Raw genomic sequence first — 20,128 nt, forward strand, 5'->3', positions numbered from 1 at the left:
TGTGTAGAGAAGCCCGGTTTTTGCTTGGCTAACTTAAGGGCGATCGCTATAACCATTAAAGCCGTAACGTCCAATCGATTCCTCATAGTCAGGGGCATCGACCCAAACAAATTCTACAGGTAATTTTTGCTCAAGACGCTGTAAAAAATTCGCCAGTCTTGGCTGGTTTAATTGAGCTATTTCACCATTGTAATGTTCTCTGCTTAATTTAATCGGGGCATAAATGTCAAGATTTAGAAATAAATTAAAACTTAAGGGTTGATCGCTAGATAAATCTAGATCACCCTCCTCATCTAGTTCCAGAGAAATTGCCACATAAGCCCCCAGATCAATTTCTATTTTTTTGGGCAGATTATTTCCTTCTGCCAAATTAAAACATTGAAGATTTAAATCAATCTCAATATTATTGATATCGGTTGTTGTTTCTATTTTTTTGAATAACTTTTCATAAGATTTTTCTGAATTTAAATAGAAGATAAAACTATCTTCTCCCCCACTGATTGTAGAAATTTATACTTTTTTAGGTTTAGCAAAATCCTCTAAAATATTGAATTTATGACAATTTCTTTTAAATACACGGCGCGAAAGGCAGGAGAGTTTAGGTAGTTATGAGCTAAAACTCGTAAACCCAATGAGTCACCACCACCGAAAATCTTATTATAGTTGTTATTATAGTTGGGCTGCTTCATTCGATAATTCCAAATAGCCAAACCCATCTTACTTTTCCAATTCATTTGATTTTTCGTGGGATAATTCATGGCCAAAACCTCCGTATAATCTCTAAATATAGGTATTTCAATTGTGGTTGAGACAAAAATCAGGGGCGCAAGCATTGCGCCCCTACAATATATGTTCATTTGCTGTAGGGGCGCAATGCTTGCGCCCCTAATTGCGCCCCTACATAATTGTATTAATCTGAATTGAAATCACTATAAATCAGGTTTTGTCTAATTGTCTAATTTATTAGAGTTAAAAATGCGCGACTTGAAACCGAGTTGATATATTTATGACTCCCCCAATTAAGCCAACAATAATTGAGATCCGGTTTCCGCCGTTTTGCTAATTTCTATTCTGGCTTGAAATGCTTCTTTAAATTGGGGCATATGAGTGACGATTAAAATGGTGGCAAAGTCGGGGGCGATCGCATTAATCGCGGCAATCAAGCGATCGCACCCTTGACGGTCTTGGGTGCCAAAACCCTCATCCACAATTAACATTTGTAACCGGGTGCCTTGACGAGTACAAAGCAGTTGAGCTAACGCCAAGCGAATGGCAAAATTAATTCTAAAAGCTTCGCCCCCGGAATAAGTTTCATAGGGGCGAGTGCCGCGAGCATCCGCAATTACAATATCCAATGTATCGATTAATTTGGGATCTTTTTTATTTGAACGTCCGGCTTTTTGCGTGACAAATTGGACGTGCAATTGATTGCCCGTCAATCGGGATAATATTTTATTCGTTTCCGCTTCTAGCTGGGGTAATATATTCTCAATCATCAAGGCTTGAATGCCCTTTTTGCTAAAGGCGATCGCCAATTCATTATAGACCCGATATTGATTTTTCGCTTCCTTAATTTGATGCTTAATCAGGTGCTTTTGCTGACTCAAATCTTCTAAATGTTTTTGTTGTTGTTGGAGTTGCCCTAATTTAGCCAAAGCGAGGTCTAACTGATGCCGACGCTGGGCAATTTGCTGTTCTAAATTTTTAATCGCTACCGTTTGGTCTGGACATTCCTTCAGTTTTTCCTGGATCAGATCGATTTGCTGCCTCAGTTTTTCTTGGTCTTGTAACCGTTCCAGCAATCGTTTAGTCACTTCTTTAACGCGGCTACTCACTTGAGGATAATCTTGTTGAGCTTGACGCAGTTGTTCTTTGCGGGTCAACCAAACCTGAGCCTTATTTCGGGCAGCACTAATCGCTTTATGTTCGGCAAAATCATAACCAATTTGCTCAATTTTTTGTTCTAATTTTACCAGCTTTTGATGTAAAAAAGACTCGGTTTTTTCTCGTTCAATTAAATTTGAAATATTTTCCAGCTTTTCTACTAATTCTGGTTCCCGATTTTTCAGACTTTGTAACCGTTTTTCCGCATCTCTAATTTGAGCCAGTTTAATTTCTGCCCACCGCCAACGTTCTACATCACTCCGAGCCAGAGCATGATTTTTTTCATCATAATGTAACTCTTGCAAAGCCCGCTCGATTTGTTGCAATTCTGTATATAAATCACCGGCAAATTCACCAGTTTTCAGCGATCGCTCTAAGGCGGCTTTTTCCCGATCAATTTTTTGCAGCCTTTCTCGTTCAGTCGCCGTCATATTCAGTTGAGCTTGCAACCCTCCCCACTGTTTTTGGAGATTATCGGAACCCGCCAATTCTCGATTTAATTTACCATATTCATCGCGCAACAGTTGAATTTCTCTCTCAGAAACCGCCAACTGTTCCCGCAAAACCCAAATATGATTCCTAAATTCTTGCTGTTGGGCTTGATGTTTTTCTGCCACCAAGTCCCAATGATGCTCATCTAAGGGGCGATCGCACAACGGACAAATCGCATCAGGAACCTGCAATAACCGTAACTTTTGTTCAATATCCGCCAACTGCACCTCGCGATCGCGCAACTGGGCTTGCAAACGTTCCATAAAATTGCGCCGTTCTAGTCCTTTTTCCCGCACCCGTTGCTGATAAATTCGCTTCTTCTCCAAATCTTCAATTTGTAGGGAAACTTGTTGCACCGCTTGTTGGACTTGCACCGCCGTTTGTTGCTGCACTTGCAAGCGATTAATTTGACTGACAATTTCTGCCAAACGCGCCTCGGTATGGGCGCGACGAGATACTACTTCTGTCTGGATAATTTGCCGCCGGTGAATCAGAGGAATGGCCTTAGTTTGCAATTGGTCTAAACTCGCAAGTCTGGTGCGGGCGGCTTCGAGTTCCGTCATTGCCGCTGCCACTTCCGCCCCTTGACCGAGAGTATTTTGCAACTCTTTTTTCTGTTGTTCTAAAGCTTCTAATTGGGCTTTGATTTGTTGTTGCTGACTTTTCAGATCGCTTAAATAATTAGTCAGTTGTTCTTGAAGCTGCGATCGCTCCTTTTGGGCTTCTTGGTAAGCGTGTAACTTATCGGACAAAACTTGTTCCTGGGCTTGGAGTTGTTCAAATTCACTATATTTTTGGTGAATTTCGGCTTCTTGCCCCAACAATTCCTCTAATTCTTGTTGCCGTTGTTGACTATGTTTTTGTTCTTGCTCGATCCGCTGGCATTCGCGAGTTAACTGATCTAAATTACTCTGCAACCAACTGAGTTGTTGTTGCCAAGTATGCCGCTGATGGTTGCTGACCTTATACTGTTGTAACTGGTCTTGGTCAGTGGCTTGTGCTTGTTGTTGTTGGAGAATTTCCCGTTCCACCGTGGCGATCGCCTCTAGAGTTTCTTCTCGCTGTTCTAACTGAGTTTCTAGAGACTGTTGATTTTGTTGCAGCAATTGAATTTGGGCTTTATAATCCCGCGATCGCTCTTTCGCCGCTTCTGCTAATCGATCGTATTCATCCAGTCGCAACAGAGAGGCTAAAACTTGTTTGCGTTCGCTGGGACGCTTGAGCATAAATTCATCGGCCCGCCCCTGACGTAAATAAGCGGAATTGACAAAAGTTTCATAATCAATCTTGATATGTTGGATAATTTTTTGTTGGGTTGCCCGTAAACTGCGTTCGGTCAGGGAACGAAACTGAACCTGTAGCTCATCTTCACTGGTAGCGATTTGAAATTCCAAGGTGCTGGTTTGTCCCCGTTGCCGCGATCGCCGGACTCTGAGGATTTGTTCGTCGCACTGAAAAGTAAAGTCCACACAAACTTCTGTCGTTCCCGTATGAATAATATCGTCATCAGTCCCCGCACGGCTATTGCCCCAAATTGACCAGGCGATCGCCTCTAACAACGATGATTTGCCAGCCCCATTTGGCCCGCAAATACAAGCAGTGTGTAACCCGCGAAAATCCAGACTCGCTTCACGGTAGCTCAGAAAATTTTTTAAATTCAGTTGGAGCGGAATCATTCAAATTTAGGCCAAATTTTAGCATTTATGATGATTGTGCAGATTTGCTCTGCTCGGTCTGTTGCCGTTTTCTGAAAAATCTTCGGAACTTAGCCGATGTTAATTTTCCAGACGATCGCCTCTGAAGTAATCCTATCATATTTAACTGGCTTTAACATTATTATGCCGCGATTTTTTTTATTTTACCCCAATACTGCTTCAATATATAAGCCATTCATCAATCAAGCTAAACCCTAAATCCCCAACCCCAAATCATCACCATTTTTGGCTATTTTGTCGATAGCCGAGCCATCCAGCGGGGATGGATTTGCCGTTGTCACCGTCAAGTCCATCTTGGCCTAAAAACCCATGAATATGAAGTTTTTTAACAAATCGTCAGCATCAATCGTCCGCGTCTACTGAACAATTTTATTCCCGCAGTAAAAATATCCTGATCGGCGATCGACGCTTCAGAAAAGCGACAACACATCTATTACAGGATACCAGGATATCAACTCATGGCTACTCAAAAATTTTCGCTCTTAACTTTAGTTTTCATCGCTCTTTCTCTAATCTCTCACAGTTACGGTGACTACACCACCGGGCTTTTCGGCTCAGAACCAAGGCTGTTCCAACAAAGGGAAAGCACGATCCTGGTGGGAAAACATCCTCTAACTCCCCCTGGAAAACCAGCCCCCGATAATTCCTCCAGTAGCGGTAGCACCACATAAGCTAGAATACTGACTCGAACCCCGTGAAAAAATTCGTCAAATTTTTATCTTTGTTTAATCTTTGAGTCAATAACTCAGCAGTGATAAATCCCCAGAACTAATCATACGGCGATCGCGATCGCGATCGTGATGGAGATCGCGATCGCCCCATACTTTGCCCATACTTAAGTGACAGTCCGACCCCCTGTTACATAGAATTTTTATCCATTAGAATAAATAGAAGAAACTCAGCTTTTGTCTGGTATCTTGTATTCATTATGGGTGTTGAGCTTTTATGTGGCAACGGATCGGAGGATTGTTTCAGCAATGGAAAAAAACACTAATCATTGGCCCAACGGTGGCATCTTTGATTATTCTGGGTGATTGCAAAGGCTCGTTTCAACTGCTAGAGTGGGCAACTTTAGATCAATTTTTTCGGCTACGTCCCCTGGAACAACCCGATTCCCGCTTGGCGATTGTTTCCATCGAGCAATCAGATATTAATCATTTGGGGACATGGCCAATACCTGATGCTATTTTAGCAGATTTAATTGAAAAAATAAATCAACAAAGTCCCCGGGCAATTGGATTATTAATGTATCGAGATATACCCATAGACCCCGGAGATGACCAATTAATTGATATTTATAAAAATACTCCTACTTTAATGGGAATTGAAAAAGTAGTAGGAGAAACGATTCCTGCCCCTTCTTGGCTGGCAGAAAAAGGGCAAGTGGGCATCAGTGATGTAATGTTAGATGCTGATGGGAAACTGCGCCGTGCCTTAATCTCTGTGCAACTAGATTCTGGGGTAGTCAAAGAGAATATAGCGGTTAAATTAGCCTTAAAATATTTAGCATCTGAGGGAATTTTTCTCACTCCCATTGCCGAAGAAAGCGATGCTTTCCAGTTGGGAAAAAGCGTGTTAACCCCTTTAAATGAAAACAATGGAGCCTATATCGGCACAGATTTTGGCGGCTATCAGATTTTATTAAACTATCGCGGCTTAATCGAGCGGTTTAAAGTAGTTTCCCTGACCGATGTGCTGCAAAATAAATCAGAATTAGAAAAAAAAGAAATTTTTCGCGATCGCATTGTCTTAATTGGGGCGACTTCTCCCCGGTTTGGCGAAATGTTTTCCACTCCTTACCAACCCTATTTATTAGGAACGGATTCAAGAGTTCCTGGCATTGTGATTCAGGCCAATTTAACCAGCCAAATTATCAGTGCAGCCTTGGACGGTCGTCCCATGATTAGAGTCTGGTCAAAGCAGCAAAAATGGTTATGGATTATTTTCTGGTCTTTTCTCGGCGCGATCGCCGCTGCTCACTTAGGAGAAATCAAGCCAATTTCCCTGAGAAGTTTTCGCTGGGAACTCTTCCCTATCCTCCTAGGAATTGGCAGTTTATTTGGTATTAGTTATAGTGCTTTTCTCTGGGGTTGGTGGCTGCCGGTGATTTCTCCGTTAACTGGATTCATTAGTGCCGCGATCGCCCTAATTGCCTATCAACATTATCAACTATCTCACCTCGCTTCAATAGATAGCCTGACTCAACTTGCTAATCGCGGTTACTTCGATCGCTATCTCAACTCTTTTTCTGATTCTTGCGGCAAAAAAGCGCATCTTGCTTTAATTCTTTGTGACGTAGATTGTTTTAAACTTTTTAATGACACCTACGGTCATCAAGCCGGGGATGATTGTTTGCGACAAGTCGCCAAAGCCATTACTCAAGCAGTCCGTCGCACAGATATCGTGGCTCGTTACGGAGGGGAAGAATTTGTAGTAATTCTACCAAATACCAACGCCGAAACAGCGGCGCAAGTTGCCGAAAGAATTCGCCTACAAGTTAGGAAATTAGAAATTCCTCACGCTCACAACAAAGCTTTTCAGTATGTCACCCTCAGTTGTGGCGTAGCCAGCACTTTAATTAATGCTGATTTTTCTCCCGCTGCTTTAATTAATACTGCCGACCAAGCCTTATATCAAGCCAAAGAACAAGGACGCGATCGGGTTTTATATGCCCTCAACTAAAATCCTCAGCGATCGCCACTTAGCCCGATTGACCTTGGGTTGGCAGCCATAGTCACCCATAGCAAAGCCATAGCAGAGGCGACGAAAATCATCGTCTGGTCAAAAATTAAGTTATATTTCTAAGTTATATTCTTAAGTTATACCGTTTCCAATTAAAAAGACGACAGTAGGGGCGCTACGGAAAAGTGCCCCAATTTACTTCGTAATTGTCGCTGTAATTTTTGAAATTGGTATTATATTCTATAGTCATCCTTAGTCAGCCGGGGAGTGAAATCATCGAGAGTTATGCAGAGATGGTAAAGAAGAGGGGAACTGATGGGCAAAAAAATTCAGGCAGAGAGGCGCGATCGCACTGTGATCTATAATTCGTCAAAGAATTCGTCAAAGAAACTCAGAAAAATTAATTATGGGGAAAAATATAAATTTACTCACTTGCTCTTATTGAATTTAAATAGGCTCAAAAATATAAACATTGACAAAAAATCTCAAAGAACTTAAAATATTTTAAGTAACAAGCTAATATTTTATCCCAAATTAGTTATTTGTTTCTATTTTGTATTTTTTATTACTAAGCCGGATGGTCGATTGGGTTATGTTCATAAAATCATTAAATAACTTTATTCTTAAAATAACCGATAAAATCCCGCTGCGGATCATGCTAATCGTGCCATTTGTGCTGCAAATTTTTGTTATAGTGGCACTGGTTGGCTACTTTTCCTGGCGCAACGGTCAAAAAACCGTCAGTAATTTTGCTCTCCAGTTAAGCACCCAAGTCACGAAACGGATCGATCTGCATTTAGAGAATTACTTGAATACCCCTCACTTATTCCACAAAATCAATGCAGCCACCGTGAGTAATGGCATTTTAGATGTAGAAGATTTGTTAATCTTACAAAAGCAGTTATGGTCAGAAATCCAGCTTTCCAATGCCATAGAATATATATATTTTGCCGATGATGAGGGCAACTTTATGGGAGTGCAAAAATATCTCGATGGCCGAACCGTGGTCAAATTTAGAGATTGGTATAGCGCTCCCAACCGCGAAATTTATTTACTCGATAATCAAGGAAATCGCCAAGAATTTATCAAATCCAGCGAATACGATCCGCGAACTAGACCGTGGTATCAAGAAACAATTAAAGCCCAAGCCCCTACCTGGAGTTCTATTTATATCTCGGCGGATTTGGGAATGTTACAAATTACCCCAGCGATTCCTGTTTATGATGCTAACAATCAACTGCGAGGAGTGTTTGGCATCAATTTAATGCTTTCTCAAATTAGTGAATTTCTCAACACCTTAGAAGTTAGTAAATCTGGGGAAGCTTTCATTATCGAAAGAAACGGAGATTTGGTGGCCAGTTCCACTCCAGAACCTCCGTTTATCACAACCACAGGAGAACCGGAACGACTGAATGCGCTGAATAGTCAGGAACCAGCCATTAAATTGACAATGCAGCAGCTTTTAAAAGAAGGGATCAGTCTGGAGGAAATTAACAGTTCGCAAAAGCTAATCCTTAAAGTCAATGGGCAAAAACAACTGGTTAGAGTCTCACCGATTCAAGACAATAAAGGCTTAAATTGGCTGATTGTGGTGGTGATTCCTGAAGCGGATTTTATGGAATATATCAACACGAATACTCGCACCACGATCGCCTTATGTGTTGTGGCGTTACTGGTAGCATTTTTATTCTGTTTACAGACCTCGCGGTGGATTGTCAAACCAATTTTGCGCCTGAAGAATGCGGCGAAACATCTAGCGGATGGAGAATGGGATCAAAAATTACCCATTACCCGCGCTGATGAACTCGGTGAACTGGCTAAATCTTTTAATAAGATGGCAGAAGAGTTAAAAGCTTCATTTATGACTTTAGAGTCTAAAAATGAGCAATTACAACGCTTAGATAAATTGAAGGATGAGTTTTTAGCCAATACTTCTCACGAACTCCGCACCCCACTGAACGGCATGATTGGCATTGCGGAATCGATGATTGATGGGGCAACGGGAGAATTGTCAGAACTGCAAAAGCAAAATCTTTTATTGATTGCCCAAAGTGGACACAGACTGGCTAATTTGGTGAATGATATTCTGGATTTTTCCAAGTTACAACATAATAATATTGAACTGCAACTAAAGCCCGTCGGACTGCGAGCGATCGCCGAAGTAGTGCTGACCTTAAGCCAATCTCTGATTAAGGGAAAAAATCTCCGGTTGATTAACCGGATTCCCCAGGAATTTCCCGCCGCTTTTGCCGATGAAAATCGCTTACAACAGATTCTTTATAATCTGGTGGGCAATGGCATTAAATTTTCTGAAAGTGGCACCGTTGAAGTTTCCGCCGCATTAAAAACCGGGAACGGGGAACCGGCAACAACCAATAACCAACAACCAATAACCAACAACCAACAACCAATAGCCAACAACCAACAAATTATGATTACGGTTGCGGATACGGGAATTGGCATTCCAGAGGATAAATTAGACAAAATTTTTGAATCCTTTGAACAAGGAGATGGGTCAACCGCTAGAGAATATGGAGGGACAGGTTTAGGGTTAGCGGTGACTAAACAATTAGTGGAGTTACACGGGGGAACTATTTCCGTAGAATCAACGGTTGGCAAAGGGTCAAGGTTTACTTTTACCTTGGCGATCGCGGCAGGATCAGGGGCAGGATCAGAGGCGATCGCATCAGCGCCAACGTCTCTCAAAGAAGACCGGATTTTATCTTGGGAAAAGTCCGCCAGTGCAGCGATAGAAAAAGTGTCTTTGGGCTTAGTCAATTCCCAGGAAAACACCCATCAACCGGAAACATATCCAGAAATTTTGCATAATAATTTGCATAATAAATTTTCCTCAAATGAAGAATTAGATCGATTTAAAGTGTTGATCGTCGATGATGAACCCGTCAACCTTCAGGTATTGATCAATTACCTATCTTTACAAAACTATTCCATTACCCAAGCTTCTAATGGACAAGAAGCTTTAAACCTAGTGGCAAACGGGTTTAAACCTGACCTGATTTTATTAGACGTGATGATGCCCAAAATGACCGGGTATGAAGTTTGTGAAAAACTCCGTGAGCATTTCCCAGCGTCAGAACTGCCGGTTTTGATGCTGACGGCGAAAAATCAAATCTCTGACATGGTAGAAGGCTTTCAAAATGGGGCAAACGATTACCTGAGTAAACCGATTTCTAAAAATGAATTAATTGCTAGAATTAAAACTCACATGAAATTGGCCAAGATTAACATTGCCTATGGTCGCTTTGTTCCCCATGAGTTTCTACGCTTGTTACAAAAAGAGAGTATTCTGGAGGTCAAACTGGGCGATCAATCTAAAAAAGAAATGTCAATCTTATTCTCGGACATTAGAGATTTTACCTCTCTGAGCGAACAAATGAGTCCAGAAGAAACCTTTCAATTTATTAATGATTACTTATCCTGTATGGAACCAGCCATTCTGGAAAATAATGGCTTTATTGACAAATATATTGGCGATGCGATTATGGCCTTGTTTAGTCAGAGTGCCGATGATGCGGTGAAAGCGGGTATTTCTATGTTAAATCGATTAGAGGAATATAATCAAAATCGCATCCAAGCTGGGAAAATGCCGATTAAAATTGGGATTGGCATTAATACAGGAGATTTGATGCTTGGCACCGTTGGGGGGAAAGATCGCATGGATGGGACGGTGATTAGTGACGCAGTGAATTTAGCCTCTCGTTTAGAAGGCTTGACCAAAAATTATCGCGTGTCCTTGTTAATTTCTAACCAAACTTTTTTAAAGTTAGCAAATCCCAATGATTATGCGATTCGGTTGCTGGATCGAGTGCAGGTGAAAGGGAAATCAGAAATGGTGACGGTTTTTGAAGTATTTGATGCGGATCCCCCAGAAGTGAAAACCGCCAAGTTACTGACCCAAACCGCTTTTGAACAAGCGATATTGTTGTATCATCAACAACTATATCGAGAAGCGGCTGAATTGTTAGAGGATTGTTTAAGCAAAAATCCCGGCGATCGCGTCATAGAAATTTATTTAGAACGAACTCAGCAACTCGCGAATATGAGGTAAATTGGTGATTTGTTGTTGGTTATTGGTTGGTGGTTGTTTGTTGTTGGTTATTTGTAGGGGGCTGTTCGCGGAAATTTAAGGTATAAACAATCAACCTTTATTCCAGCCTAGTTTACCCCCGCGTGGGGGCACCACAGCCTTAAAAATGTAGGAAACCCAACGGAAGAATAATGTTGGGTTTCGTTCCAAAAGTCCAACCCCCGCCCCCCGCACGGGGGCAGGCTGGGGGCAGGCTCTACGAATAAAGCACTGCTTAGATAATTCACCACAGAGACACAGAGGCCACAAAAGTCTTAATTCTCTCTTGGTGTTCTTTGTGCCTTTGTGGTGAGTAAAATTTTTATATTAAACCAAGCATCAAAAATTATTGCTACAATTAAGGCGTTAATTTGGGCGTATGTAGGGGCGGTTCGCGAACCGCCCCTACTGTTGCATTGTTAATTGAAAACGGTATAACTACAAGCATGAATTAGTCGGATAGATCCGACCCCCGTTTTCACGGGGGCAGGCTTACGCTATGATCTGGGAAGTTTTAACCCCGACGGGTGTGATTTATTCAATAGAAAAACGCTTATTAGCTTATGACAAAATTCTACAACGCCTTCATTTCCTATGGCCGCGCCGATAGCAAAGAATTTGCTACAAAACTTTACAATTGCCTCACCAGCGCTGGCTTTAACATTTGGTTTGACCAAAACGATATTCCCTTGGGAGTGGATTTCCAAAATCAAATCGACGATGGCATTGCCAAAGCGGATAATTTCCTCTTTATTATTGCCCCGCATTCGGTGAATTCGCCCTATTGCCAGAAAGAGATTAATCTAGCAGTCAAATATAATAAGCGCATCATTCCCTTACTCCATGTTGAGCAAATTACCCAGGAAATTTGGCAAGAACGAAATCCCCAAGGGACAAAGGAAGACTGGGAAGCATATCAAGCCAAAGGTTTGGATTCTTCTTTGACCAATATGCCGCCAAAAATCGGCCAAATTAACTGGGCATATTTCCGGGAAGATGCGGATAATTTTGACACATCTTTTGCGGGACTTATCGAAGTATTCCACAGCCATGAAGATTATGTGAGACAACATACGGAAATATTAGCCAAAGCCAGGGAATGGGAGCAAAATAAAAAGCCCAGTCGTTACTTATTAATTGGGCAACAACTGCAAGCAGCAGAAGCATGGTTAGATATTCGGTTTAAAGAGGAACAAGCCCCCTGTCAGCCGTCGGATTTACATTGTGAATATATCTGTGAAAGCATTAAAAATGCCAATAATTTATTAACTCAGGTTTTTATCCGCTATGCTGAGGGCGATCGCGCAGTAATGAAAAAACTCACGCGAACATTGCAGCGAGAAAAAATCACGATATGGACTGAGAGAAGCGACATCAAAAAACGGATGAGTTTCCAGGAAAAACTGCATCGTGGTATCGCGATCGCGGATAATTTTGTTTACTTAGTTTCTCTAGAGTCACTCACCGCTGACTATTGCCAAACCGAAATAGATTTAGCCTTATCTTATCACAAGCGAATAATATGTTTTATCGTGCCATCCCCAGAAATAGAGGCATTGCCAGAATTTAGTTATGAAAGCCAGACAAATGAGTTAATTAAACAAATTAAAGACGATGAACTATATTATCATCAGCATAAGATTTTATTAGTGCAAGCCCTGAAATGGCAAGATCAAAATCATAACCCTAGCATTTTGTTTCGGGGATATAACCTGCAATATTTTCAGGCTTGGTTGAAGGTAGCAGAAACTCGTCAAGACCATTTGCCAACGGATTTACAAAAAGAATTTCTCAAAGCCAGCAGTCAGCATCAAGCCAAATCTTTAGAGGTGTTTATTGCCTACTCGCGTAGGGATTCCGACTTAGCCCGAAAAATCAATGATGCGTTGCAAATTCAGGGTAAAACTACCTGGTTTGACCAGGAAAGTATCGCCGCAGGAACCGATTTTCAGCACGAAATATACCGGGGCATAAAAAACTCTGATAACTTTCTGTTTATTATATCGCCTGATTCGGTATTTTCTCCTTATTGTAGCGATGAGGTGGAATATGCCGAAAAATTAAATAAGCGATTTGTCACGATATTATATCGTCCCGTTAAATCAAAAACACTGCATCCGGCTTTGGCCAAAGTGCAATGGATTGATTTTACCAAGCATCAGGGCGATTTTTATGCGAATTTTAGCGAATTAGTCAGGATCTTAGATACAGATAGAGACCATGTGCAGAGTCATACCAAGTGGTCGCAACGGGCTTTAGAATGGGAGGAAAAATCTCAAAGTAAGGATTTATTATTGCGGGGCAGAGAGTTAACGGGTGCTGAGAGTTGGTTGCGGGAAAGTGAGGCAGAAAATAAGCAACCACCAGCCACAGATTTACAAAAAGAATTTATTGCTAAAAGTCGGCAACAAAACCGGAATAATCGACTGTTACAAATTGGGTCAGTAGCAGCGCTTATTATATTGGTCAGTGGGGCGGCTATTTTTTCTGGGCTACAGTGGCAGCAGGCAGAACAACAGGAGCGAGTAGATCAAATAAAAACCAATGCTTCGTTAGCAGAAAGTTTAGTGGACTCTGACCCAGTAAAAGCTTTAACTCTTGCGATTCAAGTCACCGGCAGAAGTCAAAAAGACTTGGGTCAAGTTTTGCCTCTCGTGCAATCTAGTTTATTCGCAGCATTGCCGGTGACACGCAAAGGCAACTTGTTCAAGGGCTATCAGTATTTTGTCAACTCAGTAGCATTTTCCCCGGACGGTCGCAGAATTGTTTCTGGGAGTCATGACGGAACGATTCGCCTGTGGGATATCCAGTCGAAGTCAGAATTAGCTGTCTTCAAAAACGATGAGTCTGATGTCAACTCAGTAGCATTTTCCCCGGACGGTCGCAGAATTGTTTCTGGGAGTCATGACGGAACGATTCGCCTGTGGGATATCCAGTCGAAGTCAGAATTAGCTGTCTTCAACGGCCATGAGAGCCAGGTCAACTCAGTAGCATTTTCCCCGGATGGTCGCAGAATTGTTTCTGGGAGTGGCAACGGAACGATTCGCCTGTGGGATATCCAGTCGAAGTCAGAATTAGCTGTCTTCAACGGCCATGAGAGCCAGGTCAACTCAGTAGCATTTTCCCCGGATGGTCGCAGAATTGTTTCTGGGAGTGGCAACGGAACGATTCGCCTGTGGGATATCCAGTCGAAGTCAGAATTAGCTGTCTTCAACGGCCATGAGAGTTGGGTCAAATCAGTAGCATTTTCCCCCCCGGATGGTCAGAGAATTGTTTCTGGGAGTGGGGACAAAACGATTCGCCTGTGGGATATCCAGTCGAAGTCAGAATTAGCCGTCTTCAAAGGCCATGAGAATTTGGTCAACTCAGTAGCATTTTCCCCGGATGGTCAGAGAATTGTTTCTGGGAGTGGGGACAAAACGATTCGCCTGTGGGATATCCAGTCGGGGGAACAATTAGCCGTCCTCAAAGGCCATGAGAATTTGGTCAACTCAGTAGCATTTTCCCCGGATGGTCGCAGAATTGTTTCTGGGAGTGGGGACAAAACGATTCGCCTGTGGCCAGGGACTTGGCAGGGTTGGTTGGATGCTGGGTGTGACGAGTTGCGGTCGAATCAGATGTTTGTGAACGCATTCATTAAAGATGGGGAAGACCGGCAAATAGCCCATGAAGCGGTGAAAATTTGCGAAGAACAGGTGAATGAATATGGTGAACCGATATGGAATAATCAGGAAAAAGCCGAGTTGGAAGCGAAGGTCAAATCACTGGTGGTGCCTGATTTAGTGAAGCAGGCAGTCGAGTTAATGAAAGATGATAATGCCAAGAAAGCTTTGGCTAAATATAAAGAAGCACAAGAGCTAGATGCTCAATTGGAACAAGCAAATAATCCGAATTTAAATAATTTATGTCGCCATGGCAGTTTACGGGGTTATGCGGCTGAGGTGATGAGTGCTTGCGATATGGCGGTAAAACGCGATCTCAATAATGGAAATATTCGGGATAGTCGCGGGGTAGCTCGTGCGTTGACTGGTGATTATCCGGGGGCAATTTTAGATTTTGAGGCGTATATTAAAGATTTGAATCAGTGGATTAGAGAAACAGAAAATGAAGATTACCGGAAGGATTATGAAAAGAAAAAGGTACAGCGTCAAGGTTGGGTGGATGCGTTGAAGAAGGGGAAGAATCCTTTTACTAAGGAGGTGTTGCAGGAGTTGTTAGGGAAGTGATGAATTCACCACAAAGACACAAAGGACACAAAGGTCTTAATTCTCTCTTGGTGTTCTTTGTGCCTTTGTGGTGAGTATAATTTTTATATTATACCAGGCATTATAAATTATTGCTACAATTAAGACGTTAATTTGGCCATTAGTAGGGGCAATCCGATCGCTGTGGTTGCCCCGACGATCCCCTACGAAACTTAAACTTCCGCGAACGCACCATACTGCCATGACCGGGCTAAAATAAGCTTTATTCGTAGCTTTATTCTTAGGTTGGGTTTCGTTCCTCAACCCAAACTACATTTTGCTACATTTTGCTAGGGGCAGTCAAGAAATTACAAATAGGAGCAAGCAATCTGATGATTAGATATTTAATGAGATTGGTGTTTTGTGGAGTTTTTATGAGCATCAGCCTGCTAATATTTGACGATCTGGCTAGGGCAGAGATGCTGACAAATTTATCAGTGGTTTTGCCGGAAGATGCGGTGGCAAATCAACCGGATATTGATGATAACTTTGGTTGGTCTCCAGAAGAAATGACATCGAATTGGCTGCCGGTTTTTACGGGAGATGATTCTCTGGAATTGTCGGATATTTCTTTTGTTTCTTTTGACAGCGATCGCCCTATCATTGACCAAAACCTAACTCAAAATTATATAACTCAAAACCCACCGGCACCACCGCTTAATCCTCAACCCGACCCGAACCGCGATCGCTTTCCCCAACCAATCCCGGAACCGGAACCCACATCCCCAGAAGAGGAAGAAAATGTTCTCCCAGAACCCACCCCCACAGAAATTCCTTTACCGACTGAATCCTCTGAACAATTTCTGGTTAAAAAAATCGAGATTGTGACTTCTACTGTACTCACGGAGGCAGAAATTCAACAGCTTGTTGCCCCCTTGGAAGGGAATTACATTACGGTGCAACAATTGAAAGAAGTTGCGGATACGATTACCCAAATTTATTTGGATCGAGGTTATATTACCTCTCGTGCTTTTATTCCTGACCAAACTTTAGATCAAACTGGCATTGTTAGAATTAATATTATTGAAGGAGTTTTAGAAGATGTTCAAGTTGAAGGGAATCGTCGCATTAATCCTTCTTATATTAAGAGGCGGATTTTTTTAGGGGCAAGTAGTCCGCTGAATACAGCCTTATTAGAAGATAAACTCAGATTACTCCGGCTGAATCCGATTTTTGAAAATGTGGAAGCTTCTTTACGGGCTGGCAGTGAGATTGGTAAAAGTGTGCTCCTGGTAAGGATTAAAGAAGCCAGCCCTTTTGTGAATAATTTTAGTGTGGATAATTTATCGCCGCCGTCGGTGGGTTCACAAAGAGCGGGAATAACTTTGGGTTGGCGCAATGTCACCGGATGGGGTGATGATATTTTGGGTTCATTTTATATTTCCGATGGGGATTCACAAGTTTATGATTTCTCCTATCGCGTGCCGGTGAATGCGATGAATGGCACGGTTCAATTACGAGTAGCCCCAAACCGGAATGGCATTGTCCAAGATGAATTTGAAGAATTAGAAATTCGGGGCAATTCAGAATTGTATGAACTGAGTTTTCGTCAGCCTTTGGCGCGATCGCCTCGTGAAGAATTTGCCCTATCTTTGGCCTTAGCCCATCAAACAGGTCAGACCTTTACTTTCCAAGGCCCAACCCCTTTTGGCTTAGGCCCTGATGAAGACGGAATCAGTCGCACCAGCGTGATTAAATTTGGCCAAGACTATATCCGACGGGATGTGCAGGGAGCTTGGTCGGTGCGATCGCAATTTACCCTAGGCACCGGCTGGTTGAATGCTACCGTCAACCCCGATCCCATTCCTGATGGTCGTTTTTTCAGTTGGACGGGACAATTGCAGCGCGTCCAACGGCTGAACAACAATCACTTATTAATTATTCAAGGAGATCTACAACTTACACCCAATAGTCTATTATCTTCTCAGCAATTCGTGATTGGTGGCGGTAGTTCTTTACGGGGGTATCGGCAAAATGTCCGTTCTGGAGACAATGGCTTTCGCTTTTCCGTAGAAGACCGAATTACTGTGATTAGAAATACCTCTAACTTCTCCATCTTACAGGTTGCTCCATTTGTGGATATGGGCAGTATTTGGAATCATGGTGATAATCCTAATCCCTTACCAGATGAACAATTTTTAGTCGGCATCGGTGCGGGGGTGCTTTGGCAAGTAATTCCCGGTTTAAATATGCGGTTAGATTATGCCCGTCCTTTAATCTCTATAGACGATAAAGGCGACAATTTACAAGATGAAGGCTTTTACTTTACCGTCAACTATGGATTTTAAATGATCGGGAATCAAAAACCCTTATAAGCCTTAGCCTATAAGGGTTTTAATAATATGGGGGCGGTGGGACTTGAACCCACACGGCTATCACTAGCCAACGGATTTTCATTCTCTCGCAGCTTTCGCTACTACCTAATGGCTTTGAGAATTGGACTCTCTCTTTACCCTCGTCTGAACGTTAGGGTAGCTCCCGTCGAGTCTCTGCACCTTCCGAATCTTGAATAATTTCGGCTTGGCTCAGGATTGCCTTGTCTGTGAGCAGATTTAGGTTTCCCTGAATTTGAGAGCATTCACTTGCCAGATTTCTCCAACAAGGCTCAATTTCTTAAGTCCGTAGCGTCTACCATTCCGCCACGCCCCCTGGCTTAATTTGCCGGATAATTGGATGCTTACCTGTGATGGCAGGCATCTTTTGCTCTAGCGAATCAGCACGCATCATTATTAACCATTTTTTTTGTAAAGTCAACTACCCTGAGCAAAATTCTTGATTTTCATCGGCAGCATCACTGTTTCCCAGGGCGATCGCCCATCAGTGCCCCGTGGCAGGCAGTCAGTTATCTATGTTAGACTAGCCAACAGGATCGCAATCAAGAGTCCCAGTAAGAACTCTGGTCAGTGAAAATTCTGGGGACAATGTTCACCAGACGCCAAACCGGAAATCCACCCCGGACTGACCCCGTTGAAATTCATTAGAATCTCATCCCTGGGTTCCCATCGGGTTACAAGATATCTTGATTGTATTTAAATTACATTAAAGATCGCTCAAATTGTTCCGGCGAGTTTTCGCTCATTTGACTTGCTTAAAACTGGAACTGTCACTTGATTAATTGACCAGTCTCATCCCCAGAAATACTTATGGTAGATCAACCCAATTTTATGAATTCCAATACCGATTCTGTAGATGCCAATCAATTGCTGAAATATCTGCGGCACCAGCCCCCAGAAGTCTTAGCAAATATGGCCAAATCTGCTTCTACAGAAATCAAGGAAATTATCTCCCAAAATGTGCAAGGAATGATGGGAGTTCTACCATCAGAAAACTTTGATATTCAAATCACCACCAATCGCGAAAATTTAGCCGGTTTATTAGCTTCAGCCATGATGACCGGCTATTTTTTGCACAAAATGGAACAGCGAATGCACTTGGAGAAAAGTTTAGCCTCGATTAGTTCTTTAGATGATGACAGTTAAAATTCACTAGATTCACCCTGATTTGTGGCGCTGATTCATGGTGATTAGAAACCAGTTTATTTGAAGTTAATTTAACTTCAACGCTTAAATTCTTTCATTAAAGGATTTAAGCGTGTTTTTTTTCGTTCCGGTCTGAACTATAAATCCGGCTTCGCCCCTACAAAAATTTGTGGTTCATTAGATAAGAATGCTTTGATTATAAAAAGCCCCCCTTTTTAAGGGGGGTTGGGGGGATCTACTTGGGTATTTTGCCAGAATTGTCTATTGTCTGCAACTTCTTTATCCAAGCAGAATCCAAGCAGAATCCAAGCAGAATCCAAGCAAAAAAATTTTTCCACTGGATTCAGAACAGATAACGAAACACTTAACGAATTGCGGCCTTGAGACTGGCGCAAAAATCCCCGATCGCCTTTAATCCTTCAGCGGGAGTTCCATCGGCTAACCGTTTGACAAAGGCACTGCCCACAATCACCGCATCAGCGCCCCAATTTTTCACCTGGGTGGCTTGTTCTGGGTCAGAAATACCAAAACCTACCCCAATGGGTTTGTCGGTCAAATCTCTAATCTGAGTCAGTAAATCTTTCGCCCGGGATTGAATTTCCGTTCTCATCCCCGTCACCCCAGTGACGCTGACTAAGTAAATAAATCCCTGAGACTGTTCGGCGATCGCGTGAATCCGGTCTTTGGGAGTGGTCGGCGCCACCAATAACACCACGGAAATTCCGTGGGCTGTGGCTACTTTAATCACCTCAGCGGATTCTTCCAACGGCAAATCGGGCACCACCAACCCTTTGACCCCAGCTTGGGCAATTTGTTGGCAAAAAGTTTCTAACCCGCGATGCAAAATCGGGTTGTAATAAGTAAACAAAATAATCGGTGCTTTCAGATGTGGCGTCACTTGGGCCAGCATTTCTAACACATCATCTAACCGGGTGCCCCGTTGCAAAGCGCGAGTGGCTGCGGCTTGAATCACTGGCCCATCGGCCAAGGGATCCGAATAGGGAACACCGAGTTCAATCAGATCGGCCCCGTTGCGATCTAGGATTTGCAAAGCCTGGGCCGTTGTCTCCAAGTCAGGATCGCCAGCAGTGATAAAAGGAATTAAGGCACATTCGGGGGATCCCTGATGGGAATCACGCAGAGACGCAAAGCATTGTTGAACCGAGTTCATTCTTTATATAGATAATAATTTTTTCTTGGCTAACCTCAAAATACTTTACTACAGTCGCTACAGGTTTAAACCTGTGCCAATCTAGACAATTTTGGGGAGAACAATGGCGATCGCTTTCTCTGGTCTGGCAAAGATTGATTCAGGATCCGCCCGGATATACAGTCTTTGGGCAAGACCGATGAAAGATTAGACCAGTTAGCCTCTCTGGTGGCAAGAAATGCGATCGCTAGTGAAAGAAATGCGATCGGGCTATGGAAAGAATAGAACAGCTAGTAGAAAGTAATGCCCGCGTGATTCAAGTCTTAGCTAATGCCTTCGCAGAAGCGAAATAGGAAAGAGATGCTTTATTTCGGCGATGAACAACAGGCAAATAT

Annotated in this window: 8 protein-coding genes; 5 read left to right on the forward strand and 3 right to left on the reverse strand. The window is 42.6% G+C overall.

The features are described 5' to 3' along the window. Positions 1-33 precede the first annotated feature (33 nt). Together ABWT76_RS09705 and ABWT76_RS09710 are read right to left on the reverse strand one after the other, a co-directional pair. On the reverse strand, positions 34-369 hold the full coding sequence (locus ABWT76_RS09705) for a hypothetical protein (protein ID WP_054469337.1): 336 nt from the start codon (positions 367-369) through the stop codon (positions 34-36). A 650-nt stretch (positions 370-1,019) separates the two neighbouring features. Further along, the gene (locus ABWT76_RS09710) at positions 1,020-4,052 is read right to left on the reverse strand and encodes an AAA family ATPase (RefSeq protein ID WP_354636018.1); all 3,033 of its coding nucleotides are present in this window, start codon (positions 4,050-4,052) and stop codon (positions 1,020-1,022) included. Positions 4,053-5,036: 984 nt separating this feature from the next. Between ABWT76_RS09710 and ABWT76_RS09715 the strand changes: the two genes are divergently transcribed. The 5 genes from ABWT76_RS09715 to ABWT76_RS09735 all read left to right on the forward strand — a co-directional run bounded on the left by ABWT76_RS09715 (position 5,037) and on the right by ABWT76_RS09735 (position 18,583). Then, the gene (locus tag ABWT76_RS09715) at positions 5,037-6,773 is read left to right on the forward strand and encodes a CHASE2 domain-containing protein (RefSeq protein ID WP_190880143.1); all 1,737 of its coding nucleotides are present in this window, start codon (positions 5,037-5,039) and stop codon (positions 6,771-6,773) included. 655 nt (positions 6,774-7,428) lie between these two features. Continuing rightward, positions 7,429-10,842: a response regulator gene (locus tag ABWT76_RS09720; protein ID WP_231636924.1), complete on the forward strand. Its 3,414-nt coding sequence runs from the start codon at positions 7,429-7,431 to the stop codon at positions 10,840-10,842. Positions 10,843-11,423: 581 nt separating this feature from the next. After that, positions 11,424-15,086, forward strand: a complete 3,663-nt coding sequence (locus ABWT76_RS09725; RefSeq protein WP_354636019.1) for a TIR domain-containing protein — start codon at positions 11,424-11,426, stop codon at positions 15,084-15,086. Positions 15,087-15,478: 392 nt separating this feature from the next. Next, the gene (locus ABWT76_RS09730; RefSeq protein ID WP_242050058.1) at positions 15,479-17,392 is read left to right on the forward strand and encodes a ShlB/FhaC/HecB family hemolysin secretion/activation protein; all 1,914 of its coding nucleotides are present in this window, start codon (positions 15,479-15,481) and stop codon (positions 17,390-17,392) included. Between the two features lie 855 nt (positions 17,393-18,247). Next, complete coding sequence (locus ABWT76_RS09735) at positions 18,248-18,583, forward strand: DUF760 domain-containing protein (RefSeq protein ID WP_054469343.1); 336 nt, start codon at positions 18,248-18,250, stop codon at positions 18,581-18,583. A gap of 364 nt (positions 18,584-18,947) precedes the next feature. Here ABWT76_RS09735 and trpA read toward each other — a convergent pair whose 3' ends face one another. Then, positions 18,948-19,754 (reverse strand): tryptophan synthase subunit alpha, encoded by an 807-nt coding sequence (trpA, locus tag ABWT76_RS09740; RefSeq protein WP_190880130.1) that lies wholly within the window; start codon positions 19,752-19,754, stop codon positions 18,948-18,950. Positions 19,755-20,128 lie beyond the last annotated feature (374 nt).

This window comes from Planktothricoides raciborskii GIHE-MW2, assembly GCF_040564635.1.
Classification (GTDB): domain Bacteria; phylum Cyanobacteriota; class Cyanobacteriia; order Cyanobacteriales; family Laspinemataceae; genus Planktothricoides; species Planktothricoides raciborskii.